The 23,282-nt window shown below is 48.4% G+C and carries 24 protein-coding genes; 12 read left to right on the forward strand and 12 right to left on the reverse strand.

All coding sequences use genetic code 11. From position 1 onward, the window contains the following. Positions 1 to 14: 14 nt before the first annotated feature. The 5 genes from trkA to ACOMHB_RS00770 all read right to left on the reverse strand — a co-directional run bounded on the left by trkA (position 15) and on the right by ACOMHB_RS00770 (position 6,463). The gene (gene trkA / locus ACOMHB_RS00750) at positions 15 to 1,388 is read right to left on the reverse strand and encodes a Trk system potassium transporter TrkA (protein WP_448215097.1); all 1,374 of its coding nucleotides are present in this window, start codon (positions 1,386 to 1,388) and stop codon (positions 15 to 17) included. Continuing rightward, positions 1,385 to 2,761: a 16S rRNA (cytosine(967)-C(5))-methyltransferase RsmB gene (rsmB, locus tag ACOMHB_RS00755; protein ID WP_448215098.1), complete on the reverse strand. Its 1,377-nt coding sequence runs from the start codon at positions 2,759 to 2,761 to the stop codon at positions 1,385 to 1,387. The genes trkA and rsmB overlap by 4 nt, the downstream gene beginning before the upstream one ends. Next, positions 2,761 to 3,708, reverse strand: coding sequence for a methionyl-tRNA formyltransferase (gene fmt / locus ACOMHB_RS00760; protein WP_448215099.1), 948 nt, complete (start codon positions 3,706 to 3,708; stop codon positions 2,761 to 2,763). The genes rsmB and fmt overlap by 1 nt, the downstream gene beginning before the upstream one ends. 126 nt (positions 3,709 to 3,834) lie before the next feature. After that, positions 3,835 to 4,344 (reverse strand): peptide deformylase, encoded by a 510-nt coding sequence (gene def / locus ACOMHB_RS00765; protein ID WP_422136086.1) that lies wholly within the window; start codon positions 4,342 to 4,344, stop codon positions 3,835 to 3,837. 280 nt (positions 4,345 to 4,624) lie between these two features. Then, positions 4,625 to 6,463 carry an extracellular solute-binding protein gene (locus ACOMHB_RS00770; RefSeq protein ID WP_448215100.1) on the reverse strand — a complete coding sequence of 613 codons (1,839 nt, stop codon included), beginning with the start codon at positions 6,461 to 6,463 and terminating at the stop codon, positions 4,625 to 4,627. A 254-nt stretch (positions 6,464 to 6,717) separates the two neighbouring features. Here ACOMHB_RS00770 and ACOMHB_RS00775 point away from each other — a divergent pair, with 254 nt between their 5' ends. After that, positions 6,718 to 7,626, forward strand: coding sequence for an SPRY domain-containing protein (locus tag ACOMHB_RS00775; RefSeq protein ID WP_448215101.1), 909 nt, complete (start codon positions 6,718 to 6,720; stop codon positions 7,624 to 7,626). Positions 7,627 to 7,713: 87 nt separating this feature from the next. Here ACOMHB_RS00775 and ACOMHB_RS00780 read toward each other — a convergent pair whose 3' ends face one another. Further along, on the reverse strand, positions 7,714 to 8,148 hold the full coding sequence (locus ACOMHB_RS00780; RefSeq protein ID WP_448215102.1) for a DUF29 domain-containing protein: 435 nt from the start codon (positions 8,146 to 8,148) through the stop codon (positions 7,714 to 7,716). Between the two features lie 297 nt (positions 8,149 to 8,445). On the opposite strand from ACOMHB_RS00780, the gene ACOMHB_RS00785 reads away from it, so the two are divergent. The 3 genes from ACOMHB_RS00785 to ACOMHB_RS00795 all read left to right on the forward strand — a co-directional run bounded on the left by ACOMHB_RS00785 (position 8,446) and on the right by ACOMHB_RS00795 (position 11,545). Then, positions 8,446 to 9,474: a LysM peptidoglycan-binding domain-containing protein gene (locus ACOMHB_RS00785; protein ID WP_448215103.1), complete on the forward strand. Its 1,029-nt coding sequence runs from the start codon at positions 8,446 to 8,448 to the stop codon at positions 9,472 to 9,474. Positions 9,475 to 9,480: 6 nt separating this feature from the next. Next, positions 9,481 to 10,611, forward strand: a complete 1,131-nt coding sequence (gene dprA, locus ACOMHB_RS00790) for a DNA-processing protein DprA (RefSeq protein WP_448215104.1) — start codon at positions 9,481 to 9,483, stop codon at positions 10,609 to 10,611. Positions 10,612 to 10,858: 247 nt separating this feature from the next. Further along, positions 10,859 to 11,545: an HNH endonuclease gene (locus ACOMHB_RS00795; protein WP_448215105.1), complete on the forward strand. Its 687-nt coding sequence runs from the start codon at positions 10,859 to 10,861 to the stop codon at positions 11,543 to 11,545. 36 nt (positions 11,546 to 11,581) lie between these two features. Here the strand turns inward: ACOMHB_RS00795 and ACOMHB_RS00800 are convergent, their stop codons facing one another. The 4 genes from ACOMHB_RS00800 to ACOMHB_RS00815 all read right to left on the reverse strand — a co-directional run bounded on the left by ACOMHB_RS00800 (position 11,582) and on the right by ACOMHB_RS00815 (position 15,207). Further along, positions 11,582 to 12,673, reverse strand: coding sequence for a DNA cytosine methyltransferase (locus ACOMHB_RS00800; protein ID WP_448215106.1), 1,092 nt, complete (start codon positions 12,671 to 12,673; stop codon positions 11,582 to 11,584). Between the two features lie 59 nt (positions 12,674 to 12,732). Further along, positions 12,733 to 13,773, reverse strand: a complete 1,041-nt coding sequence (locus tag ACOMHB_RS00805) for a DUF262 domain-containing protein (RefSeq protein WP_448215107.1) — start codon at positions 13,771 to 13,773, stop codon at positions 12,733 to 12,735. Continuing rightward, on the reverse strand, positions 13,758 to 14,606 hold the full coding sequence (locus ACOMHB_RS00810) for an SIR2 family protein (RefSeq protein ID WP_448215108.1): 849 nt from the start codon (positions 14,604 to 14,606) through the stop codon (positions 13,758 to 13,760). Before ACOMHB_RS00810 ends, ACOMHB_RS00805 begins: the two co-directional genes overlap by 16 nt. Before the next feature lie 271 nt (positions 14,607 to 14,877). Next, positions 14,878 to 15,207, reverse strand: a complete 330-nt coding sequence (locus ACOMHB_RS00815; protein WP_448215109.1) for a hypothetical protein — start codon at positions 15,205 to 15,207, stop codon at positions 14,878 to 14,880. Positions 15,208 to 15,691: 484 nt separating this feature from the next. Between ACOMHB_RS00815 and purE the strand changes: the two genes are divergently transcribed. From purE to ACOMHB_RS00845, 6 genes are all read left to right on the forward strand, one after another. Beyond that, on the forward strand, positions 15,692 to 16,177 hold the full coding sequence (gene purE, locus ACOMHB_RS00820; protein WP_317144230.1) for a 5-(carboxyamino)imidazole ribonucleotide mutase: 486 nt from the start codon (positions 15,692 to 15,694) through the stop codon (positions 16,175 to 16,177). A gap of 4 nt (positions 16,178 to 16,181) precedes the next feature. Next, positions 16,182 to 17,321 carry a 5-(carboxyamino)imidazole ribonucleotide synthase gene (locus ACOMHB_RS00825; RefSeq protein WP_448215110.1) on the forward strand — a complete coding sequence of 380 codons (1,140 nt, stop codon included), beginning with the start codon at positions 16,182 to 16,184 and terminating at the stop codon, positions 17,319 to 17,321. A gap of 77 nt (positions 17,322 to 17,398) precedes the next feature. Then, entirely contained in the window at positions 17,399 to 17,944 is a 546-nt protein-coding gene (tsaC, locus tag ACOMHB_RS00830) for an L-threonylcarbamoyladenylate synthase type 1 TsaC (RefSeq protein WP_448215111.1), read from the forward strand. A 54-nt stretch (positions 17,945 to 17,998) separates the two neighbouring features. Next, a complete protein-coding gene (gene hemF, locus ACOMHB_RS00835; RefSeq protein WP_448215112.1) occupies positions 17,999 to 18,967 on the forward strand; it encodes an oxygen-dependent coproporphyrinogen oxidase in 969 nt (322 codons plus the stop codon). A gap of 31 nt (positions 18,968 to 18,998) precedes the next feature. Beyond that, positions 18,999 to 19,835: a shikimate dehydrogenase gene (gene aroE, locus ACOMHB_RS00840; protein WP_448215113.1), complete on the forward strand. Its 837-nt coding sequence runs from the start codon at positions 18,999 to 19,001 to the stop codon at positions 19,833 to 19,835. A gap of 518 nt (positions 19,836 to 20,353) precedes the next feature. Further along, complete coding sequence (locus tag ACOMHB_RS00845; RefSeq protein ID WP_448215114.1) at positions 20,354 to 20,737, forward strand: RING finger domain-containing protein; 384 nt, start codon at positions 20,354 to 20,356, stop codon at positions 20,735 to 20,737. A gap of 106 nt (positions 20,738 to 20,843) precedes the next feature. Here ACOMHB_RS00845 and ACOMHB_RS00850 read toward each other — a convergent pair whose 3' ends face one another. Next, positions 20,844 to 21,056 carry a hypothetical protein gene (locus ACOMHB_RS00850; RefSeq protein ID WP_448215115.1) on the reverse strand — a complete coding sequence of 71 codons (213 nt, stop codon included), beginning with the start codon at positions 21,054 to 21,056 and terminating at the stop codon, positions 20,844 to 20,846. 118 nt (positions 21,057 to 21,174) lie between these two features. Here ACOMHB_RS00850 and ACOMHB_RS00855 point away from each other — a divergent pair, with 118 nt between their 5' ends. Together ACOMHB_RS00855 and ACOMHB_RS00860 are read left to right on the forward strand one after the other, a co-directional pair. Then, entirely contained in the window at positions 21,175 to 21,516 is a 342-nt protein-coding gene (locus ACOMHB_RS00855; protein ID WP_448215116.1) for a type II toxin-antitoxin system ChpB family toxin, read from the forward strand. Positions 21,517 to 21,675: 159 nt separating this feature from the next. Beyond that, positions 21,676 to 22,341 (forward strand): YiiX/YebB-like N1pC/P60 family cysteine hydrolase, encoded by a 666-nt coding sequence (locus tag ACOMHB_RS00860; protein ID WP_448215117.1) that lies wholly within the window; start codon positions 21,676 to 21,678, stop codon positions 22,339 to 22,341. Positions 22,342 to 22,353: 12 nt separating this feature from the next. Here ACOMHB_RS00860 and speB read toward each other — a convergent pair whose 3' ends face one another. Further along, the gene (gene speB, locus ACOMHB_RS00865; protein ID WP_448215118.1) at positions 22,354 to 23,280 is read right to left on the reverse strand and encodes an agmatinase; all 927 of its coding nucleotides are present in this window, start codon (positions 23,278 to 23,280) and stop codon (positions 22,354 to 22,356) included. Positions 23,281 to 23,282 lie beyond the last annotated feature (2 nt).

Here is a 23,282-nt window from a genome sequence, read left to right on the forward strand (position 1 = left end):
TCGAAATGTATCGTTTAAAAGAACCCCAGTCCAACCTGAAAGAGTTGTTCTACTTCGTGAATACGTTTCTTGTTGGTCAGGAACAGAATGATATGATCCCCGGACTCTATACGAGTAGTGTCGTGTGCAATCAACACTTCATCGTTTCTGACTATGGCTCCGATGGTTGTTCCGGGGGGCAGCACGACCTGTTGAACCGTTTTACCGACGACTCTGGATGAATTTTCATCGCCATGGGCAATGGCTTCAATGGCTTCTGCTGCACCACGACGAAGTGAGTGAACATTGACAACGTCCCCTCTTCGTACGTGTTTAAGAAGACTGCCGATGGTGGCCTGCTGTGGAGAAATCGCAATATCTATCTCGCCGCCCTGGACCAGATCAACGTAGGCAGGGTTATTGATCAGGGCCATGACTTTTCGGGCGCCCAGTCGTTTAGCCAGCATAGCGGCCATGACGTTGGCTTCATCATCGTTGGTCAGGGCACAAAAGACATCCGTCTCTTCGATGTTTTCAGAAATCAGCAGCTCTTTATCGGATGCATTGCCATTGAAAACCATGGCTTTGATCAGCGTCTCAGACAGGAACTGACAGCGCTCCATATTCTGCTCAATGATTTTTACCTTGAAATCATTTTCAGCCGACTGAGCAAGGCGCAAACCAATGTTACCGCCACCGGCAATGATGATGCGTTTGTAATCATCATCCAGCCTCTGCAGTTCACTCATGACAGCCCGGATATGACAGCGGTCGGCGATGAAGAATACTTCATCGTCGGCCTCGATCACTGTGGTCCCCTTGGGCATGATGGCCTTGCCACGGCGGAAAATTGCAGCCACACGGGTGTCAACGTTGGGCATATGTTCACGCAGGTAGCGCAACTCCTGCCCGACCAATGGACCGCCATAATAGGCTCTCATGGCCACCAGCTGGGCACGGCCATCGGCAAAGTCGAGAACCTGAAGGGCACCGGGACGTTCAAGAAGGCGTCGAATGTAGTTGGTCACCACCTGCTCGGGGCTGATCAATACGTCGATGGGCATAGCATCATCGCCAAACAGATTATCCCTGTTCAGATAAGCCGCCTGACGAATACGGGCAATCTTGGAAGGTGTGTGAAACAGGGTATAGGCAATCTGACAGGCCACCATGTTCACTTCATCGCTATTGGTTACCGCCACCAGCATGTCAGCATCATCAGCACCGGCCTGTTTGAGTACAGAGGGGAAGGAGGCCATACCCTGAATAGTCCGGATATCAATACGATCCTGCAACTCCCTGAGAAGCTCCCCGTTGGCATCCACTACCGTGATGTCGTTCTCTTCACTGGCCAGGTTTTCAGCCAGGGTTCCGCCTACTTGTCCGGCACCGAGAATGATGATTTTCATAGACTTTCCTGATGGCTTTTTATTGGCTGAAGGCTGTTTGTCTGCTCAGAGTGCTCAATGGTTTCGTCAGAATCATGGTCCACTTTTTTCAGCAGGCTGTAGAAAAAACCGTCACCTGAACCGGGCAGAATCTGTCGGCCAAAGCCGGTATCCAGTCCCCATTCTCCTGGAAAGGGTTGCAGTTCGGCGTCTTCCTGATGTTCGAGGAAGGCGGCAATCTGTTTGCTGTTTTCAGCAGGCATGATGGAACAGGTTGCGTAGAGCAGTGTGCCACCGGGCTTGAGCAACGACCACATGGTATTAAGAATCTTGCCTTGAAGCTCAGCCAATGCATCAATGTCTTCGGGTTTGCGAAGCAGTTTAATATCCGGATGGCGGCGGATGACACCGGTTGCCGAGCAGGGGGCGTCCAGCAGAATATGATCGTAACTCTGTCCATCCCACCACTGCTCGGGCTGAGTACCATCACCGGTCATGAGTCGGGCCTTCAGGCCAATACGATCAAGATTTTCCTGCACACGAGCCAGTCGCTTCTCATCTATATCCAGAGCATCGAGTTCAATGCCCGGGAACATTTCCAGCAGCTGGCAGGTTTTGCCTCCCGGAGCACAGCAGGCATCGAGAACCTTGTCACCTTTTTTAACAGGCAACAGGTTTCCGGAAAGCTGAGCAGATTCATCCTGAACACTGACCACACCGTCCGAAAAGCCGGGCAGCTGATCCACCGGGAGAGCCCGCGTCAGGGTTATTGCCTGGGGAGACACCCGAGAAGACGAAGCCTGAATGCAGTCATCCAGTAATTTTTTCAGGTATCGATCACGCTTTAAATGCCGCTCATTGACCCGCAAGGTCATAGGTGGAGACTGATTATTGGCCCGGGTGATATCCTGCCAGTGCCCGGGCCAGGCATTGCGGATTTTGCCGACCAGCCATTGGGGGTGAGCTGTAAGACAAATGTCGTTGGATTCAGCCAGTGCATTGAGCGCTTCTTCCTGACGCTGTGCAGAACGCAGAACACCATTCACAAGACCTCGGGCCCAGGCTTTACCCATCATGCGGGTGACCTGAACGGTCTCCCCAATAGCGGCGTGTGCCGGAATGCGGGTGTAGAACAACTGGTAGAGCCCCACCAGAATCAGACTGTGAATCGTCTGCTCTTTTGCTTTCAGCGGTTTGTCCATCAGGGTGCTGAGCCAGCTATCCAGTCGAAAATAGTAACGCAGTGTGCCGTAAGAGAGCTCTGCCAGAAGCGGTTGGTCTTTCTTGCGCAGGGCTTGCTGATATTCAGGTAATACCTGGCTCAGGGATTCACCGGAAACAACGCGGCTGATTACTTTGGCTGCTGCCAGTCGAACGGAAGATTGCTTGGCCATCAGTTGAATTTTTTCCCGGGTACAAACATATCCCTGCGGCTGTTGAGCAGGTCCTGCACTGGCATGGCACGGCTGCCAGATAACTGCACGTTAGTGAGACGCAGTATGCCTTCTTCAGTGGCAATATCCAGGCCAGATTTGTCAGCCTTGATCAGGGTGCCGGGTGCCAAATCATGGTTTCCTGTAACAGGCTTTGCCTCCCAGACCCGAATGGCATTACCTTCCAGCTCTGTTGTCGCCACTGGCCAGGGGTTGAATGCCCGTATCATACAATCAAGATCAGTTGCTGATCTGTTCCATTGAATACGGGCTTCCTCCTTGCTCATTTTATGGGCGTAACAAGCATTACCATCATCCTGCTTTTCTGCACGGATAGTGCCTTGAGCAATAGCATTGACGGCTTCAATCAGAGCCGGCTGCCCTACTTCGATCAGACGGTCATGCAAATCGGAAGATGTGTCTGTTGTGTGAATCGGACAGCGGGCTTTAACCAGCATATCGCCAGTATCCAGACCTTCATCCATCTGCATGATGGTGACACCGGACTCTTCATCACCCGCAGCAATAGCCCGTTGAATAGGAGCTGCTCCACGCCAGCGTGGCAGAATTGATCCATGCACATTGATGCAACCAAAGGTTGGAATCTCCAGAACACTTTTCGGAAGTATCAAACCATAGGCCACTACAATCATCAGATCAGGTTTGAGCGCAGCGAGTTGTTCCCGGGCGGCGTCATCTTTTTTCAGAGATTGTGGCTGAAACACCGGGATGTCATGTTGCAACGCCAGCGCTTTCACCGGGCTGGGCTTGAGTTTTCTGCCTCGTCCCGCCGGTCTGTCGGGCTGGGTGTATACGGCAATGACTTCATGCTGACTGTCCAGAACCGCCTGAATGTGGGCGCTGGCAAAATCCGGAGTACCGGCAAAGACAATACGAAGACTTTTCATTAGGTTTTCTAAAGGCTCGACAGAACGATTGGGATGGCGGCGATGATAGATAAAGTAAGGGCCTGAGTAAAATCTGAGTCTCCCGGAGCGGCTTTTCCTGCATTATCCGGGAGATCATCAGAGTCATTAAGCTGTGGCAAGGCGCTTGTTCTTCACCAGCTTTTTGCGAATACGTTCTTGCTTCAGTCGGGACAGATAGTCCACAAACAGTTTGCCATTCAGGTGATCCAGCTCATGCTGTACGCAGACAGCAGCCAGACCATCCAGGTCTTTTGAGTACTCGTTTCCGTCTCTGTCCAGTGCGGTCAGACGAATCTCAGCCGGACGATCCAGCAGCTCGAAAAATCCCGGGATGGACAGACAGCCTTCAGACAGATCCGTCAACTCTTCAGTTAGAGGTTCGAATGTTGGATTGATCAGAACCATTGGTTCGTTGCCATCATCGGAAAAGTCCATCACCACTATGCGCAGATGAATATCGACCTGAGTGGCTGCCAGACCAACGCCTTTGGATTGGTACATAGTTTCCAGCATGTCATCGACGATTTTACGAATATCGTCGTTTACCTCGGCCACGGGCTCAGCAATAGTGCGAAGTCTTTCGTCAGGGTATTGAAGGATTTCCAGAAGCGCCATGGGGATTCTCAAGCTGTTTCATTAAATTAAAAAGTAATTTTAAATTTCTTTTAGGTATATAGGTAGTTTTAAGTGCGAATGTTCCATTTTTTAAGTGCTTATTGACGGATAGGCGATGAACTTAAGGAGGAGCTATCTGTGTTTTGAGCGCCGTTATCAGGAGAAATGATTAGATGACTGCGGGCTTAGCAGGAGTGTGGCATCGGAGTGTGATTTCCATGACCGTGCCAGGAGGCTTGTAATCAGTCAGATATCGGCAAGCAAAGTTAAATTCCGGTGCTCAGGGCTTTTGCCACCAGGTGCTGAAGCTGGTGGTGTATTCCGGCAGTTGCTCAGGCCAGCCAAATTTGTCCCAGTGAGCCACCCTCATGTAAGTGGAGTGCCACTTAGGGATGCCGTAATAGTTCCATAGCAGCACCCGGTCCAGTGAGCGTGTCAGGGTTTGGAGTTCCTGTTGTGAATTCACTTCAGTCAGTTTCTGAAGGAGTTGATCTACGACCGGATGGTCAATGCCGGCAAAATTTCTGGAGCTGTTGTCATGGGCCCGGCTTGAATGGAAATAATCGAACAGTTCCAGGCCCGGCGAGAGTGTCTGCGGCAGTAATTGTGCAATCATATCAAAATCCCGGGATCGCATTCTGGCGTAATACTGGCTGGAGTCCATGACCGTGTATTTCATGGTGATTCCTATGGACTCGAGGTTTTTCTTGAAAGGCAAGAGATAGCGGTCAGTAGCGTGAGTGGTTTCAATAAACTCAAAAACAAAAGGTTGTTGAGTGATGTTGTTGATCAGCTGATTGTTTTTCAAGGTCCAGCCTGCCTCTTTCAATAAGGAAAGGGCTTTCCTCTTTTGTGTTCTTAGCTGTCCATCTCCTGACGTTATGGGAAGGAGAAATGCCTGACTGACAATCGGGTTCGGTAATGAGGGAGTTAATGACGCTAGTAGCTTCTGCTCTGCGGGGGTTGGCTTATCAATAGCTCCCAGAGAACTGTTGGGAAAGTAGCTGTGAGAACGACGGTAGGCATTATGAAAGATCACCCGGTTCGTCCATTCATAATCAAACATCAGGGTAATGGCCTGGCGAACCCGGACATCCCTGAATAATGGACGACGGGTATTGAAAAAGAAAAAGCTGCTGCCATAAGCCATCTGATGGGGAATGGTTCGTTTTTTTATACGTCCGTCGATGACAGCGGGGAAGTCGTAGGCGAATTGCCAGTTCTTGGCGACGACTTCAAGATGCAGATCGTGGCCACCGGATTTGAAAGCTTCCATGGCTACCTGAAAATCGCGGTAGAAGTGAATGGTCACCGTGTCGAAATTATATTTCCCCTTGTTAACGGGTAAGTCCCTGCCCCAGTAATCCTCGACCCTTGAAAACACAATCAGCTTGCCGGGTTCCACATGACTGACTCTGTAGGGGCCGCTGTTTAAAGGTGGAGTGAGGGTTGATTTATCGATGGCCCTGTTCTTCCAGAAGTGGGCTGGCAGAACGGGAAGCTCCGCTGCATGGAATAACTGTTGGCGGGAACCCGGCTGTTTAAAGTTAAAGCGGACTTTTCTCTGACCTAGTGCCTCCACAGAAGCAATGGAGTCCAGTTGCATTTTGTATTGGGGGCTTCCTTTTTCACTGAGGGCTTTGAATGAAAAAATTACATCTTCCGAAGTGATCTCATGCCCATCATGGAAACGAGCTTCGGAGCGAAGGTTGAAGATAATCCATTGATTATCATCAGGGTATTCAACGCTTTCAGCGATCAATCCGTAGGCCGATCTGGGTTCATCTCCCGAAGGCGCATACTGTCCTGATCCCACCATCAATGGCTCGTTCAACTCGGTAAAGCCATAACGCATGTAGGCAAATGAAGGCAGGCCGGAAAGTGTATTGCCCTGGGGAGCGTAAGGGTTCAATGAGTCAAAGGTACCATGGGCAAACAGGCTAACATTTCCTCCCTTGGGCGCTTGGGGATTCACATAGTCAAAGTGTTTGAAACTGGCCGGGTATTTAAGGTCGTGAAAACGCGACAGGCCATGGGACTTGTGAATGGTCACTTCCCCAAAGAGCAGTGAGCTAATCAGTAATAGCCAGCCTGTCAGAAACAGTCCTGTTGTGTTCATTTTTTTATTGAAAAACCTATGAAAGTCTAATCCCACCGCTCCATTATTAAAGGGTACCAAGCACCACCAACTCCACCAATAAGATGCAATCATGTGATTTTCAAATATATATCACATTCGAATTAATGGTTGGCACGACTTATTAACTTTTTGAAATCGGAATGTTATCGATGGAGTGGTGAAAATTGGGGCAAAAAAGGAACTTTTTCAATTTAAAGCTATCTAAATAAATATTAATTAAAGGGAATGTAATTATGGATCCATCAAGCCGTATTTCACAATATTTGTCGTGTTTGCCAATATCGTGTCTAAGTTCCAACTCCCTGACCAGTCGGGCAACCACAGCTGGACATCGCAATACTTTTTGGAAAGGAAGGAAAGTCGATAAAATGGTCCCATTGCCGGAGTGTGGTCATACATCCCTGTCTTTGAAAGCTATGGAACGTCAAAATGGTAGCAATTTCTTCATTCACACCATTTGGGATATAGCCAAAAGCGGCGACTATATTCGCATCTTCGAGGATGAGCCAACAAAATTAGAGCTCCTTGACTCTACTGAGAATAGAACAGAAATTGCCATGTCGGATACCGGCTTTTCAAAAGGCATTCATATTCTGGACATTGAATGGTTGAAATTATGGCGAGGCTCTCATTCGGTAATTGGGGTCGCACTGGCGGGTACCCCTGACCATGGAGAGGGATACACAAACCTTCTAGGTAGCACAGAGTCCTCATGGGGCTGGAATATAAAAAACAACAAACTGCTTCATAATGGCCAAACTATAGGCAATTACCCCAAAGACGAATCAAACAGTACATTTGCAGCGCCGAAAACGATAAGCTGCATAATAGATATGAATGCAGGGACCGTCGGCTTCAGAATCAACGGGAAGTATTTGGGAGATGCGTTTTCGGGGCTAAAGCATAAAACCGTTTTTCTGGCTGTGAGCGTTACTTGTATTGGCGCAAGGATCGCTATCAAATATATCAAAGGCTCAAATACCCCCCTTTCGCTACAAGAACTGTCAAAGTTGTCAGTCAGAAGTCGGGTTCAATTTGAAGAGCAGATTGCCCACCTTCCTACCGCTCCACCATTAAAGAGATTCATTGCTGATAAAGAAATGACAGACGACGTTGAAGGTTACGATAGCAATAGTAGCTAGCAAAGCATATAACCTTTGTTGGCTGTTTTAACAGGTATTTTCTTCACTTTATTCTTGATAGTTACCTGCCGACAGTTTCAAGCCCTGCTATTCCTCAGGCAACCAGCCATCTTTCATCACCTGCTCATAGGTCCATGAGCATTCTTTTGGAAAAGTCCTGGTGGGGAGGCCGGTTTGCTTAACCGCCAGTACAACCGCCCTTTTATAGGCCTTGCTGAAAAGTTCAGGTACTTTCGGCCCCAGACTTGGATTCTCCTCGAGCAGTTCTTCAACATCCTCCCTGTGGAGAATAATGGAGTCCTGCCAGCTTCTTGATCGACGCTCTGGTTGAAACTGCCATTTGAGGAGATGCATAAGTAGTTGCTTCAGGTGGCTGGTGAGTGACCGGGGCTCATGCCTACCCATATCGTCAACTTCCTCAATGAGATGTTCCAGATCAAGCTGGTCAAACTGACGGTTTATCAAAAGTTCTTTTTGTTGTTTGACCCATTGGTAATAATCAGTTTTATAAAGGTTTTCCATATATCACCTCCCTAGCTGCCTTCCAGCCTTCCTAATGTAGGCAAAAATCACTGCTTTGGATAGTTTTCTGATTTGCTCTGAAGTACAGAAAGGCCGTTGCCGGTCGAGAACAATAGTGACTCAGACTTGTCCCTGAGCTGTTGTTTTATCGGCTATGGGTGCAGTGGAATAAAAAAGATAAGTCACAATTTTGTGGGCAGATTTTCTTCATATTGAAGGGTTTGATTGCCCGATGACAGGACCCGTTGATAAACTGCTGGAATAAAACCAACAACAAGTGCAAGGGATCGGTAACCAATGAGAAGCATAGTACTGGGCGTTCTTCTGCTCTGCCTGTCGTCATCAGGGATAGCTTACGAGAGTCCGATCAAGTCAGATTCTCCCCGGGATTACATGGTAAAAAAAGGGGATACGCTGTGGGAAATTTCCAACCGCTTTCTGAAAAGTCCCTGGCTATGGCCTGAAATCTGGCACGCAAACCCCCAGATTCATAACCCTCATCTTATCTTCCCCGGTGATCTGGTGAGCCTGGTTTACATCGATGGTCGTCCAAGGCTGACGATTGTCCGTCGTGGCGAGAGTGGCAGAACCATCAAGCTCAGCCCGAAAGTAAGAACACTGCCTGCTGAATCCGCAATTCCTGCTATCCCGCTCAGCGCAATCGATGCCTTTCTCAAGAGCAGCCGGGTATTTACCTCTAAACGGGCTTTAGAAAGTGCTCCTTATATATTTGCTTCCAGACAGGAACGAATTATAACCGGCGCGGGAGACAAGGTTTATGTCCGGGGACAAATAGGCTCTCTGGACAAGAGTCTCGACATTCTCCGAGCCGGAGACGTTCTGAAAGATCCTGACAGCGGTGAAGTACTGGGTATTATTGGCCATCAAGTGGCCGATGCTTCCCTGCAAAAAGTCGACAATGGCATTGCCAGTCTGAAGATCCAGACAAGCCAGCAGGAGGTTAGGCCTGGTGATAAAGTGTTGCCAGCAGACACCTTCAGCCTTCAAACTACCTTCTTCCCCAGAGCACCTGATGCACCGGTGGAAGGTAAAATCGTTTCTGTGGTTGATGGGGTGAAAAAAGTCGGTCAGTTCAACAGCGTTATTATCAATCGGGGTATCCGGGAAGGTTTGCGTCAGGGCGATATACTCAATGCCTACAAGAACCTGAAGGTTAAGGATCAGATCAGTGGTGAAATGGTCAATCTGCCTCCTGAAAGAGCCGGTATGATCATGATTTATCGTACTTTTGAAAAAGTGAGCTATGGTATTGTGCTGACTGCCTATGAAGAAATAGGTGTAGGAGACACTCTGAAAAGCCCCTGAGGTGCAATGACTCAGCAAATCCATGATTCCATCTGGCAGCCTTTACGCAAATGGCTGCTGCTTTCCTTTCAGCCCGGATTAGGTGCGGTTCGCTTCAATGGTCTGATCCGGGAGTTTGGTTCTGCAGACGCTATTCTGTCAGCCTCTTATCAGACATTGAGAATGGGGCTGCCGGAAAAACTGGCGGCGCAATTATCAGGGAATCCTGAGACCCCCGATATTCTTGAGCGTCTGAACCATTGTCGACTCTGGCTGGAATCCAGCCAGGCTCATCACATAATTACCCTGCAATCGCCTCAATACCCTGTTGCTCTCAAAGAGTTAAGTGACCCGCCTCCCCTGCTTTACGTGATCGGTAATATCGATCTCTTGAATGAGCCTCAGCTCGCCATTGTCGGCAGCCGCAGACCGACTCCCCAGGGGCGTCGACTCGCTCAGGAGCTGGCTAAGGAACTGTCTCGAAAAGGACTGGTTATTACCAGTGGTATGGCATTGGGGATAGATGCAGCTGCGCATCAGGGAGTGCTGGGCAGTTATGGCAGTACCATAGCGGTTCTGGGAACCGGGGTGGATGTGGTTTATCCAAGAAGCCATGGCGACCTGTATCAGGCTATAGCAATCCAGGGCGCTCTCGTGAGCGAATTTCCCCTGGGGACGACACCAAACCCCGGACATTTTCCAAGAAGAAACCGCATCATCAGTGGCTTGTCATCGGGTGTATTGGTGGTTGAGGCAGCACTGAACAGCGGATCCCTGATTTCAGCCAGACTGGCTGCCGAGCAGGGGCGCGAAGTCTTTGCTGTACCGGGTTCTGTGTTAAATCCTCTCAGCTGTGGCTGTCATAAGCTCATAAAGGAAGGGGCTGTTCTGGTTGAATCGGCTGAGGATATCCTGATTGAGTTGCAGAGCTATCTCCGGGCTTTTGTTGAACCCTCTCATAAACCTGAATCGGTCAGCTCTGACTTGTCAGGGTTACAAAGAGTCATTCTGGAAAGCATGAACGGTGAAGCCGTCAGTGTGGATCTGATCTGCCAGATATCAGGGCTCTCGTTTGACCAAATCTCTGTCATTCTGACTGAAATGGAGCTGGAAGGTTTTATTGAGTCGGTGCCTGGTGGTTATATCCGGACGGGGTAGCCACCTCACTTCCTCACTGGCTCTTGCCTCATACCGGTCAATAAGAGCCTCAACCTACATGGCCTCTGCGATATATCGTAAGTGCGTCAGGTCGCAAAGCGGAGTCATCCCCATGCGGGAAGCCCGCAAGCCATCGGGTTATAACTCGCCAGTCCAAGTCGCAAAAACGCTGATATTCACTGATAATTTAAATCTTTCACTTCTGGTACGATATATCACAAACATTAGTACCAGAAATGAAATATCTATGACTTTTGAAGATTATTATCAAAAGCTTCCCATCAAGAAGAAGTTAAGTAACGTAAAACAGATCATCCTGAAGCGTGTATGGGGAAAAAACAGTGCTCCTTTTCCTAAGCCTTGGGTATCTTCTGCTGAACTGCTTGAACTGACAAGACAGAAGTACTTTGATCGTCGAACCAGAGAGTTAAGAGATGCATTGGGTTGTGACCTAGAATCTGCTTATCAGGAAGAATTTGAAGGCCATGCCTGGCGTTTAAGATCAGACATTCTGACTGCTCCACAAGTGAGGGAATATCTTACGAAAGCGCAAAAAGATCTTCTTTTTTTTGAAGCTGAAAATACCTGTGCAACCTGTGGTACTCAGACCGAAGCGGGGGTTAGAGGTTTGCAAGCGGACCACAAAATACCTCTCTCCCGTGGAGGAACTAATGACTTAGAAAACTGGCAGCCTATATGTAACAACTGCAATGTCGAGAAAAGGAGGGCTTGCGAAGGATGCAATTTGAATTGTCAGACCTGCTCATGGGCTTTCCCTGATAAACATGGCGTACCTTCCATGTTGTATCTCAGTGAGCCTGTACTTAAGGTTATTGAGAGTATCAGCAAGACTGAATCCATCAGTCGGGAAGAAGCTATCAGAAAAGCTGTAGAAGCTTATCGAGAAGATATTCTGACCAGAAAGCATGCATAATTGGGAATTACCGCTCATGCAAATGCTTGTTAGTAATTAGCCTACTTGTGCAGCGAGATCTTGATCCTTAAACATATCCATTGTTTCAAAGGCTCGATGTGATGACACCAACTTACGAACCGGTGCTTTCTGAAGAAGCGCCTTCCTGATTTGTCTACCTAAAGCCGCAGCAACAGGAGCAGGAAATGCATTTCCGACTTGTCGATAAGCATGAGTCTTTCCACCAAAAAACTCCCAATAGTCAGGGAAACCCTGAATCCTTGCAGCCATTCGAATATTCAACAACGGCATTCCTTCGCAACCAGGCTGGATCGTTCCATCTCTTTTGAGAACGCCTATGAAACCTTCTCCCGGAATTTCATCGTCATTGGCAACTCGGTGAGCATTTACACCAAGCTCTTGCCACTGTCGTTTGGCTCTCGTAGGCCCCAGATCAGGTCCTCCATGTTTTTTGGATCCACCTACGAGTGTCGGAGCTATTTTATCAGCCTTCTTTTTCCATTTATCAGCGCCTTCCCAACCATTGGATGACATGAGATCACAAAGAGCTTCACCTACAGTTTTAGGTCGCTTATTTAGAGGTTGAGGCCAGTGAAAATGCTTAAAGTAATCCGGCTTCATTGCCACCAGTATAACTCTGGGCCTTAACTGAGGTACACCAAAGTCACTGGCTTGATGCAGCTTCCAATCAGAGAGATAACCCATCTCAAAAAGCTTACTAGATATTTCATCCCGGTAATCTTTGAACTTATCTTCCAGAAGACCCGGAACATTTTCCAGCATCACGGCCTTTGGTTGAACCTTCTGAATAATCTCTAGTGCTGTAGGGAAAAGATCACGTTCATCATTACTACCAAGCTGCATGCCGGCTTTACTGAATGGAGGGCATGGCACTCCCCCTGCAACCAGATCAATTTGCCCCCGGTAATCTTCAGCTTCATGTTTTGCAAAGTGCTTTAGGTCACCCTCAACGATATTGTCCCACCCCAAGCCGTGAGTCTGATTATTGAGGTGCAAGGTCTGACTGGCATGATGATCGATTTCAATGAGCGCCGCATGGGAAAAGCCTGCCTCATGCAAACCTATGGCTTGGCCGCCGGCACCGGCGCACATTTCAATCGTTTTCATCAAAAAGCCTGTCTTGTGCTCAAAATGATAATTATACCAACTTCGCCTGTATGAAAAAATCACTCCAACTCGAGATAATTTATCAGTGCCCTCATTCTACGCTTCCGCTGTCTTTCATCCTTGGTTCTGGACGACATACTTTTGCTGTAGGCTTCGACATTTTCATTATCAGAGTCTCGGGTGCGAAGTTTTGTATAGAATTCAGCAAGCTTTCCCTTAATATCGTCTGGCTTTATACCTTTTCTTTCACAAAAATCGGACAGGCACCAGATACCATAAAGATGTGAAACGCCGCCAACATTGAACTTTTTATACTCAATATCTAAAGATTTCATAAGGTGAGTAACTTGGGAAAATCTAGCTTCAATACCACTCCAGTCCAGGGTTGCTTTATTGTACTTTTCATAAAGCTCATCCAATATATCCTGGTTAGCGTGCAAAGGTCTTCCCTCAATTTGCTGGAACATTATTTCCGAGATAAATTCATAATGCTCCATCCTGGCAACGTCTGTTCCTTTCAGCCGATCTTTCCAAAATGGCATTTCAGACACCCTTTCAATAAGGTTAAGAAGCAGACTTCCATGGTACTTTGATCTTCTCAGCTCCTGCCCCTTCAATGGCTCTCCGTTACGGTTTAGTCTGTCAAATATATTGTCTATTACCTCTTTGTCTGAAGTATCTATGTACTCAATAGGAACAACATATCTCCAAAACCGTTTTTTATACTCAGTCAAATCCTTTTCATCTAAATCCCTGAAGTACACTCCGGCTATTTTTTCATCATAAAAAGGGGTGTTTTCAAACTCATCTGACGCCGGTATTTCATTTTTTAAAAACCGAACTATAGATGTCAAACGCTGTTTTCCGTCAATGACATCATATTTTGTTTTACCGGTATCATCGTCTATCTTTTGATGTAAAAAGATAGGCGGAATAGGGAAGTTTTTAAGTAAACTATCAATAAAAAATGACTGTTTTTCATCGCTCCAGACACTATCTCTTTGATAAGCAGGGTCGAAATTGTATTTCTTCAGCAGATAGCTCTCCCAGAAGTTAGCCACCGTGATCGTGTTAGTTTCTCGCATCAGGCTGACTGACATTTCATTTTCTCCTTGAGAGTTTCAGAACTGGAATATGTAACAAAATTGCTGAATATGCTTGTTAGTACTGCATTGATTGTTCTTTGAGGAGCAGGGTTTACCATAGTCACGTCGAGCAAGGGATCACACCCCATAAACAGTTCGTCAAGCTCAGACCTGTCTACATGCCAGTAGGATAAGCCACAAATAATCATTTCATCATCCTTGCCCAGCCGATCAGCCTTAAGCTTTGCTTCAGCTCTAATGGGGAAAGACCATGTGCGACGAAAACGCTCTGAGTCACCTGCTGGGGGAATCAGGGCTGTGATAAGGTGATTATCATCCAGGTCATCATAACCTACCGAAAATTCCTCAGTAGAACCATCCTGAAGCTCACGGTCGTACTTTATTCCATAAGAGTCCCTGGAAGACTTGCTCTCATGAAGAAAACTAATTGAGCCATGGGGCTTGAGTATTTTTATCCTCGCATTCTCTACTCTGTCGCCTATAAGCCCAACTTTATAGGGTATCTTGAAACGGTCCAGAAGGCGCTCTAGCCAAACATCGTAATTGTATGTAACAACCACTATTTCGCTATAGCTATCTGACTCACTGGCATGCCTTATAAACTCAAGCCAAGGCCAGCTCTGAGCTGAGTCCGGTATTACTGGCACTTGTTTGTTATAAAAAACAAACAAGTGCTTAATGTATTGGATCAATTCCTTGTAGGCGTGGATATAGATATCATTTGGTCGGCCACTCAGGCCAAACTCATCAGGCTTCTTCTTTGATGCATAGACATTTACGCAGGTGATGATATCCTCGATCAGATCCATCGCATCCTTGGCACTCATGTTTGGTCTTGCACCTAGGTTCCATAAGTTCGGACAGTGTTTAAACGACAGAAAACCGGGCATTCCTGTCGCAGGCCAAGGGACCTCGGTACCTCTTCGAAACAAATTGATTACGTCTATGTCATCAAACCGACCAATATGTTTCAGGAAATCTATGGTGAACCCGTTACCCAGAATCAAGAACAAATTCTTACTCAAAAAAAATCCTTGTATTCCTGTTGAATGAATTATGTTTGCAGGCAAAGACGATCTTGTTTGCGAGCATTTACATCTAAACTTCTAACCACTGCTTCAGTTTTGGCTCATCGAAAATGACCTGCTCAAACTCTTCTGGCGACTCTGCCTCAGACCGCACGTCCACAAACTCCTGATAATCATCATCTTGTGACGTTTTCATTTCCATAAGGCAGTAACGCAGGCTGTCGTCAATTTCCCGGTGTCGAGGATCTTCTGGAAGCACGCAGATTTTCAGAATTTTGTGACCCTGAACGTACACGAAGGAAGGGCCGGTATCGTTACGGTAAGACTGGTCTTTAAAGTAGACCGGGATACGGATGCCCAATGGGTAATCCTTGCCAAACTCCTGCTTGTACGTTTCCATTACTACCCCTGAATTAAATAGTCTTAAAGGCGCTTATTTTAAACCTTGCAGCGCACTGTGTTAAAAATATTTTTGTGTTCCAATTTTGCATTACAGACCAAACTTCAAAACAGACACAAAGATCAGAATCTTCACGGTCATTAACCAGAAAAGTGGAGTCTGTAAGTCGATCATTACCGACTAGACTGTGGACTGGCGAAGTCCGGAAACGCATCAAGGGCAGTTTTCCTGCAGCACAGCGAAATGAAACCATGAACAGGTTTCATGCCCATGGTATTAGTTTGTAGAACCCGATTCACATTGGGGGGGCTTATTCTCAATTAGTGTGGGCCTGGGTTTCAATCTGAACAAAAAACAATCATTTTCCCGACCATTGAGATTTTATTGCAAGATTTTCTAATGCTTATTCGCTCAAACGTACAAGTCTTCTTATAATCTACCCCGAATCATCCACCGACCATTACACGGCTTACAGGAGTTTGAGATGGAAGTCGGCATTATCATGGGGTCCAGGTCAGACTGGCCAACGATGAAACTGGCAGCAGAAATGCTGGATCGGTTTGGAGTCCGCTATGAAACCAGAGTGGTTTCAGCACACAGGACTCCCCAGCTGTTGGCTGATTACGCCACTGGTGCCAAAGAGCGCGGCCTCAAAGTCATCATCGCAGGCGCAGGCGGTGCGGCTCACCTGCCCGGTATGGCTGCAGCTTTCACCAGCCTGCCTGTTCTGGGTGTGCCAGTTCAGTCCAAAGCACTGAAGGGTATGGACTCATTACTGTCCATCGCCCAGATGCCCAAAGGGATTGCCGTAGGAACTCTGGCCATTGGCGAGGCAGGTGCAGCCAATGCCGGTATTCTGGCCGCTCAAATCATTGGTACCCACAACGAAGCGGTCATGGCTAAAGTAGAAGCTTTCCGTAAAGAACAAACGGACACGGTTCTGGCTAATCCCAATCCGGCTGAGGATTAATCTGATGCAGGTTTTAGTGCTGGGGGCCGGTCAGCTGGCGCGAATGATGTCATTGGCTGGCGCACCGCTGAACATTCAAATCAGTGCTTATGATGTAAGCAGCGAAACAGTGGTTCACCCACTGACTCAAATGACCACCGGTGATGACCTGGAATCGGCAATCAGGCAGGCTGATGTCGTTACCGCAGAATTTGAGCACATTCCCCTCGATATTCTGGCTATCTGCGAGAAAAGCGGTAAATTCCTGCCATCTACAGAAGCTATTGAGGCCGGTGGCGACCGCCGAATCGAGAAAAAACGGCTGGACGATGCAGGCGTTCAAAATGCCCGATACTTTGTCATTCAGTCATACGAAGACTTCCGGAAAGCCATTGAGCACGTGGGGCTGCCCATGGTGCTCAAGAGTGCTCTGGGCGGCTATGACGGTAAAGGGCAGTGGCGGTTAAAAGAGGCGGATCAGGCTGATGCCATCTGGACAGAAATGGCCGAATGTATTGCAGCTACAGAGCATCAGGCTATTGTTGCCGAAGAGTTTGTCCCTTTTGATCGTGAAGTCTCACTGGTCGGTGCCCGAAGCGCAGATGGAGCGGTTGCGGTCTACCCTCTGGCCGAGAATGTACATACCAACGGGGTGTTGAGTCTTTCTACTGCGATCACTGATCAGGCTTTGCAGGGACAGGCAAAGCAGATGTTCATTGCAGTAGCAGAGAGTCTGGACTACGTCGGAGTGCTGGCTTTGGAGTTCTTTGATGTCAATGGCTCCCTGCTGGTCAATGAAATAGCGCCAAGGGTTCACAACTCCGGGCACTGGACTCAGCAGGGAGCTGAAACCTGTCAGTTTGAAAATCATCTGCGCGCTATTTGTGCAATGCCCTTGGGCAGTACCCGTCTTATCCGTGAAACCACTATGATCAACATTTTGGGTGAAGACACGCTTCCCGATGCTGTGATAGCAATGGAGGGGGCTCATATTCACTGGTACGGCAAAGGAAAACGGCCTGGTCGCAAAATGGGCCACATCAATGTTTGTGGTGGGAGTACCGTCAGTGTGCAAAACAAGCTCTGTGAGCTGACGCAATGGCTCGATCAGGCAGCCTACCCTGCGCTGCATGAACGTGTCGGAAAGTCATTAACAGAAGCCTGAGTCAGTCCTGATCAGCTAGCGGCGTTTTTACAGCCTTGCTAAACTCCGCTACTCGCTGATCAAGTTGATGAAACGCTATGTCTAAAGTTCAGGCTGTTATCGAACAGGGGGGGGTCATAGCCTACCCTACGGAAGCGGTCTGGGGGCTCGGATGCGACCCCTGGAATCGGGAAGCTGTTTACAAGGTGCTGGCTATTAAGCATCGCCCTGTTGAAAAAGGGTTGATACTGGTTGCCTCATCTCAACAACAGATTGCTCCCCTGCTTTCCAACCTGACCGAAGCACAGCTTGAAACCTTATCAGCCAGTTGGCCGGGGCCTTATACCTGGCTACTGCCTGATACTGAGCGATGGACACCGGACTGGGTTCGTGGAAAGTTCGATACGGTCGCTGTCAGGGTCAGTGCTCACCCGGTGGTTAAAGAGCTCTGTGAACAGGCCGGGCAGCCACTGGTATCCACTTCTGCCAACCGGGCAGGAGAATCTCCTCTAATGACTGAGCAGCAGGTTCAGGAACAGATGGGAAACCTGGTATCTCTGATTGTTTCCGGTGAAACGGGCCCACAGACCGAACCTTCTGAAATTCGTGATCTTCAGACAGGACAACTGATTCGGGCCGGTTGATTCCGGCTCTGTTAAACTGCGTCTCTTTTTTATCCAGCCAGCCCAGGGAGTATTATGGTGACCGATGCCCAAACCGGAAAAGCCACAAGTCCGGAAAACAGCAGCGAGCCTCTAGACAGCCATGAACAGGTAGAGAGGGTCAGGCGATACCTGCTGTCATTGCAGGACGCTATCTGTAACGCCCTGGAAAAAGAAGACACTGGTACTGTTTTTCGTGAAGAAACCTGGGATTACCACGGTGGTGGTGGTGGCCGTGCCCGGGTTATTGAAGATGGTTCTCTGTTTGAAAAAGGTGGAGTGAACTTCTCCCACGTAAAAGGCGATAAACTGCCCCCTTCCGCCACCGCAAAAAGACCCGAGCTGGAAGGCCGGAGTTTTCAGGCCATGGGGGTCTCTCTGGTGATTCATCCCAGGAATCCGTTTGTGCCAACGTCTCATGCCAATGTTCGTCTGTTGATTGCCGAAAAAGAGGGGGCTGATCCGGTCTGGTGGTTCGGCGGTGGCTATGACCTGACACCCTATTACGGTTTCGAAGAAGACTGCATACACTGGCATCAGGTGGCCAGATCCGCATGCGAACCTTTTGGCGGAGAGGTCTATCCCCGCTTCAAAAAATGGTGTGACGAATACTTCTTCCTGAAGCATCGGGACGAGCCCCGTGGTGTCGGCGGTCTGTTCTACGATGATCTTAACGAGTGGCCATTTGAACGCTGCTTCGAGTTTATGCAGGCGGTAGGCAACAGTTATATCGACGCTTATCTGCCCATCGTTCAGAGGCGTAAGGACACTGAATACACAGAACAGAACCGTTATTTTCAAGAGTACCGGCGCGGGCGTTATGTTGAGTTTAATCTTGTATACGACCGTGGCACACTGTTTGGTCTGCAATCCGGTGGCCGCACCGAGTCTATCCTGATGTCTCTACCGCCTGTTGTGCGCTGGGATTACAACTGGCACCCTGAAGACGGGACAGAAGAGGCCCGTTTGTACAATGAATTTCTGAAACCCAGAGACTGGGTCTGATATTTAAAGTGACACTCCCCGAGAAATAACAATGGCCATACCTGTTGATCATTACGCTGTGATGGGAAACCCCATTGAGCACAGCAAGTCGCCCAGAATTCATGCCATGTTTGCAGAGTCTGTGGGGCACAGGCTGAGTTACAACGCCCAACTGGTTCCGGTTGATGGCTTTGAACAGGCCGTTAAACGCTTTTTTGATAACGGTGGTTACCTGGGGCTGAGTGTAACGGTTCCTTTCAAGGAGCAGGCCTGGCAGCTATCAACTGTGCGAACGGCGAGGGCTCAGAAAGCCGGGGCAGTTAATACCCTCTGGCTGGATGAACAAGGTGCTCTCAACGGAGACAATACCGATGGACTCGGTCTGGTTCAGGACCTGACGGTCAACAATGGTGTTTCAATCAAAGGAGCGCGGGTGCTGGTTCTTGGGGCTGGTGGTGCGGTAAGAGGTATCCTTGAGCCGATCCTTGCACAGGAGCTGTCCGAAGTGGTGATTGCCAACCGCACTGTCAGCAAGGCCGAGGCTCTGGCAGACCTGTTTCCGGAGCAACCCGTAAAAGCTTCCGGTTTTTCAGAACTGGAAGGTCATTTTGATATTATCATCAATGGAACCTCTGCCAGTTTGCATGGCGATCTGCCTCCGGTTCCACCATCAGTCATTGCTGCTTCGACCTGTTGTTATGACATGATGTATTCAGCTTCTTATACAGTATTCAACCGTTGGGCATTGGATCAGGGGGCGGGAACCGTGATTGATGGTCTGGGTATGTTGGTAGAACAGGCCGCAGAGCAGTTTGCTATCTGGAGAGGTGTCCGTCCGGAGGCCATTCCTGTTCTGGAAATGCTCAGAAATGAGCTCTCTGGGGGTTAAACGACTGAGCAGCCAAACTCCGAGGCTGGCGAGATCATGAAGGTTACAGGCGATCCGTAAGCTCGAAAGAAATGACCCCCCGACGATTTTGCTAACCGTTCTATGGAGCAAGAAGTAAGGGAATTACTGGAAACCCATTACCCGAAAAAGCTGGATACCCTTGAACGCATCAAAAAACCGCTGGAACCAGCTGCCGGAAACTCATCACGAAGAAACGAGCGAGTGGCGAAACGAAGGGCGTCCCTTAAAAACTAATTCACGATAAAAAGCTGCTAAAAAAATACCCTGCTATCGCCATAAAGCCAGAGATGAACATTCGTAGTGCCTGATTATAAGAACCTGCAAAGCATTGCAATTTTTAAGGCAGAATCCTGTGTAGGTTCTTCCACAAGGGGCTTTCAGCCCATAAGTTCATGTCCATGCCGGGCGTACCAAAAAAATAAGCACAGGGAACTAAATGGATAGAAAATGATCTAAGGCTACAGGTTATTTGAAAAACAGAGATAGGAGTAAGAGATATGAACGGAATCACACCACCCAACAGCCCAAATGATCAGTCAGCACGTTATCAAGAGCTGAGCGAAGATTGCCCTATTTGTTATGCACCTTTTGCCGGAAGTGAAGTCAAGGTTTTCGAACCATGCACCCATATGTTTCATGAAAGATGCCTGGCGACCTGGCTAGTGAATAATAGAACCTGTCCTATGTGCAGAAGTCTCGGGGAAAGGGAAGCACAACCAGTGCCCGCCACGCCATTCTCTCAATTTGGGGGCAATAACAATTTGTATGGGGATAGTGTACATGTGGTTACGCATTCAGTTGATGAACGGCAAAGGTTTCGCTTTTATGGTGGGCTTGAGACGTCTCATTTCTCTCCAGATGAGGGAGTTCTCCCCAGATAGGTCTGGCAGTATGTGGCTTGAAGTGCAATCTGGTCAAACATTGTGGATTAACAATGACTAAAAGAAGTCAGTTAGGTATTTCTATGGGGGCACCTGGCCAGGGTTGCTACTTTCTGGTGGATTGAGGTTTCACTGAAATAACATCACCACCCGACCAGTGCTGCTTATATTCAAGTTGCCACCTGAACTCATACCGTCCTTGATCAAGAATGGTATTGTTCAGACCCGATTTGGCCTTGACCTTGACACTAGGGTTTTCAGTCGTACCTTTCGCTGGCCTGGACATATAGGATACCTTTAAATCCTCAATGACAATCATTGCTTGATTCTTGCTGTGAATCCGGTTGATACCTGCTGGATATTTCCGGTTTTTTCGCCGAACAGCTGTTGTTTAAAAGAGGCCAGCTTTTTATCCCGCCTGTTGGGGATGAAGCACTTTGAGCATTTACGATCGTGGCGATATCGTCCGGGTGAATCTAAACCCAGTGTCGGGATCTGAAGTGCAGGGAGAGAGCCGACCTTGTCTTGTACTCTCCGTAAACGCATTTAATCGCTTGGGCTCTATGCTGGTTGCCCCAATTACCCAGGAAGGTAATTATTCCCGTGTGCAGGGTTTTACTGTTCCATTGATGGGAACGGGAACAGAGACTCAGGGAGTGGTGCTCATTAATGGTGTGAGGATGATTGATCTTGGGGCAAGGCAATCAAGGAAGGTTGAGAGCGCCCCTGAAACACTGGTTAATGAAGTCCTGGCAAAGCTTCAAACTGTTATTGAGTAGCGTCCTGTGACAAAACGAATCAGAAATAGAAGGACGGATCATCCAGGGAAATTGTAAGGTTCTGTGTTCTGGAGCTTATGAATCTTTCGGCGGCTGAGGCTGCAGAAAACCTGAATATTTCCAGAAATCTCTCATCAGGTTTCATGAGGATTTTGATAAATGACTGAGCAGCCAAACGCAATTTCCATTCCAGAACTGCAAAAAGGCGACCTTCTGTTTCAACTGCGCAAGGGAGGAGAGCTGGAGTGGGTTATCAGCAGACTGTTTGCCGGTTACAACGGCATGGCTCTGAATCATGTCGCCATTGCTATGGAAGGCGGGGAGCTGGTTGAAGCGGTCATGCCAAAGGTTCAGACAGTAAGTCTGAATCAGTTTATCGACAAATCCGTATGTGATGGACTGGGGCGGCCTTGCATTCTGATGGCTCGTCTCAAGTCTCCATGGCTTGCTTTAGTTGATGAAGCGTTGGCCTTTGCTGATGAGCAATTGCACTCGCCCTATAACAGAAACTTCTCTCCGGAGGGTCATGCTCAATCCGATATCAGTGACCGAGCCTGGTACTGCAGTGCTCTTGTTTTGGAAGCGTTCAGGTCTGCCAACAAGGGAGAGCCGGTATTTCCGGAAACCCCCATGGGGTTCCGTGATCTGGAAACCGGAGAAATATTCCCCTACTGGATAGACTTCTATCAGAAGATGGGACAGCCGATACCTGAAGGAGAGCCAGGCTCACACCCTGCCCTGCTGTCATGTTCCGATAAGCTTGAAGTGGTCAGAGTGGTAGGACAACTCCCTGCCAGGCAGAGCACCAACGGGCAGCTTGCCTGAGCCGGATGGTTGTCAGGTGGCTTTTGATTGGGCTGCCTGAAGATAAAGCATCTCGAGAGCAATCGTAGCACCAGCCAGAGCGGTAATATCGGCGTGATCGTAAGCCGGCGCGACTTCAACCACATCCATGCCCACAATATCCAGACCTTCAAGACCTCTGAGCAGCTGTAAAGCCCGGTCCGAGGTCAGGCCGCCACAAACCGGGGTTCCGGTTCCCGGAGCAAAAGCCGGGTCCAGGCAGTCGATATCAAAGGTCAGGTAAACACGGCGATTACCTGTTCTTTTACGTATATTGTCAATTATCTCTGCCACTGAGGTAATGTTGACGTAACTGGCATCCAGAATATTGAAGGGGGTGTTCTTGTGATCGTAATTGGTTCGAATACCCACCTGGGTCGAAGCCGAGGTATCAATCAACCCTTCAACCTGGGCATGATAAAACATGGTTCCGTGGTCGAACTTACCACCCTGGTCATAGTCGTCGGTATGAGCATCAAAGTGAATCAGTGCCAGAGGTCCATAATGTTTGGCGTGGGCTCTGAGCAAAGGCAGGGTAATAAAGTGATCGCCGCCAAACGTCAGCATACGTTTGCCAACAGACAATAACCGGTCGGCATGTTGGAACAGGGTATCGCTCATATCCTGTGCGTTGCCGCATTCAAAGACCAGATCACCGCAGTCAGCCACAGAAAGATGATCTTTCAGGCTGAAGAACCAGGGCCAGCGTTTGCCCTCCCAGGTCAGGTTGACTGAAGCCTTGCGAATAGCCTCAGGACCAAAGCGAGCGCCGCTGCGCCCTGTAGTCGCCAGATCAAACGGAACACCGGTAATGATCAGGTCTGTACCAGACTGAACAGGGTTGAAATCCATTGGCAGCCGCAGAAAGCCAAAGGCATTAGCGTAAAGGGAGTGGTCTTCCTTCTTTGTCAGCGTAGTCATGA

This window comes from Endozoicomonas sp. 2B-B (genome assembly GCF_053470045.1).

What these genes read in the sequence shown, in the direction of transcription:
- trkA (WP_448215097.1), bottom strand. Translation starts at nt 1,388, where the DNA reads ATGAAAATCATCATTCTCGGTGCCGGACAAGTAGGCGGAACCCTGGCT.
- rsmB (WP_448215098.1), bottom strand. Translation starts at nt 2,761, where the DNA reads ATGGCCAAGCAATCTTCCGTTCGACTGGCAGCAGCCAAAGTAATCAGC.
- fmt (WP_448215099.1), bottom strand. Translation starts at nt 3,708, where the DNA reads ATGAAAAGTCTTCGTATTGTCTTTGCCGGTACTCCGGATTTTGCCAGC.
- def (WP_422136086.1), bottom strand. Translation starts at nt 4,344, where the DNA reads ATGGCGCTTCTGGAAATCCTTCAATACCCTGACGAAAGACTTCGCACT.
- ACOMHB_RS00770 (WP_448215100.1), bottom strand. Translation starts at nt 6,463, where the DNA reads ATGAACACAACAGGACTGTTTCTGACAGGCTGGCTATTACTGATTAGC.
- ACOMHB_RS00775 (WP_448215101.1), top strand. Translation starts at nt 6,718, where the DNA reads ATGGATCCATCAAGCCGTATTTCACAATATTTGTCGTGTTTGCCAATA.
- ACOMHB_RS00780 (WP_448215102.1), bottom strand. Translation starts at nt 8,148, where the DNA reads ATGGAAAACCTTTATAAAACTGATTATTACCAATGGGTCAAACAACAA.
- ACOMHB_RS00785 (WP_448215103.1), top strand. Translation starts at nt 8,446, where the DNA reads ATGAGAAGCATAGTACTGGGCGTTCTTCTGCTCTGCCTGTCGTCATCA.
- dprA (WP_448215104.1), top strand. Translation starts at nt 9,481, where the DNA reads ATGACTCAGCAAATCCATGATTCCATCTGGCAGCCTTTACGCAAATGG.
- ACOMHB_RS00795 (WP_448215105.1), top strand. Translation starts at nt 10,859, where the DNA reads ATGACTTTTGAAGATTATTATCAAAAGCTTCCCATCAAGAAGAAGTTA.
- ACOMHB_RS00800 (WP_448215106.1), bottom strand. Translation starts at nt 12,673, where the DNA reads ATGAAAACGATTGAAATGTGCGCCGGTGCCGGCGGCCAAGCCATAGGT.
- ACOMHB_RS00805 (WP_448215107.1), bottom strand. Translation starts at nt 13,773, where the DNA reads ATGTCAGTCAGCCTGATGCGAGAAACTAACACGATCACGGTGGCTAAC.
- ACOMHB_RS00810 (WP_448215108.1), bottom strand. Translation starts at nt 14,606, where the DNA reads ATGAGTGCCAAGGATGCGATGGATCTGATCGAGGATATCATCACCTGC.
- ACOMHB_RS00815 (WP_448215109.1), bottom strand. Translation starts at nt 15,207, where the DNA reads ATGGAAACGTACAAGCAGGAGTTTGGCAAGGATTACCCATTGGGCATC.
- purE (WP_317144230.1), top strand. Translation starts at nt 15,692, where the DNA reads ATGGAAGTCGGCATTATCATGGGGTCCAGGTCAGACTGGCCAACGATG.
- ACOMHB_RS00825 (WP_448215110.1), top strand. Translation starts at nt 16,182, where the DNA reads ATGCAGGTTTTAGTGCTGGGGGCCGGTCAGCTGGCGCGAATGATGTCA.
- tsaC (WP_448215111.1), top strand. Translation starts at nt 17,399, where the DNA reads ATGTCTAAAGTTCAGGCTGTTATCGAACAGGGGGGGGTCATAGCCTAC.
- hemF (WP_448215112.1), top strand. Translation starts at nt 17,999, where the DNA reads ATGGTGACCGATGCCCAAACCGGAAAAGCCACAAGTCCGGAAAACAGC.
- aroE (WP_448215113.1), top strand. Translation starts at nt 18,999, where the DNA reads ATGGCCATACCTGTTGATCATTACGCTGTGATGGGAAACCCCATTGAG.
- ACOMHB_RS00845 (WP_448215114.1), top strand. Translation starts at nt 20,354, where the DNA reads ATGAACGGAATCACACCACCCAACAGCCCAAATGATCAGTCAGCACGT.
- ACOMHB_RS00850 (WP_448215115.1), bottom strand. Translation starts at nt 21,056, where the DNA reads ATGATTGTCATTGAGGATTTAAAGGTATCCTATATGTCCAGGCCAGCG.
- ACOMHB_RS00860 (WP_448215117.1), top strand. Translation starts at nt 21,676, where the DNA reads ATGACTGAGCAGCCAAACGCAATTTCCATTCCAGAACTGCAAAAAGGC.
- speB (WP_448215118.1), bottom strand. Translation starts at nt 23,280, where the DNA reads ATGACTACGCTGACAAAGAAGGAAGACCACTCCCTTTACGCTAATGCC.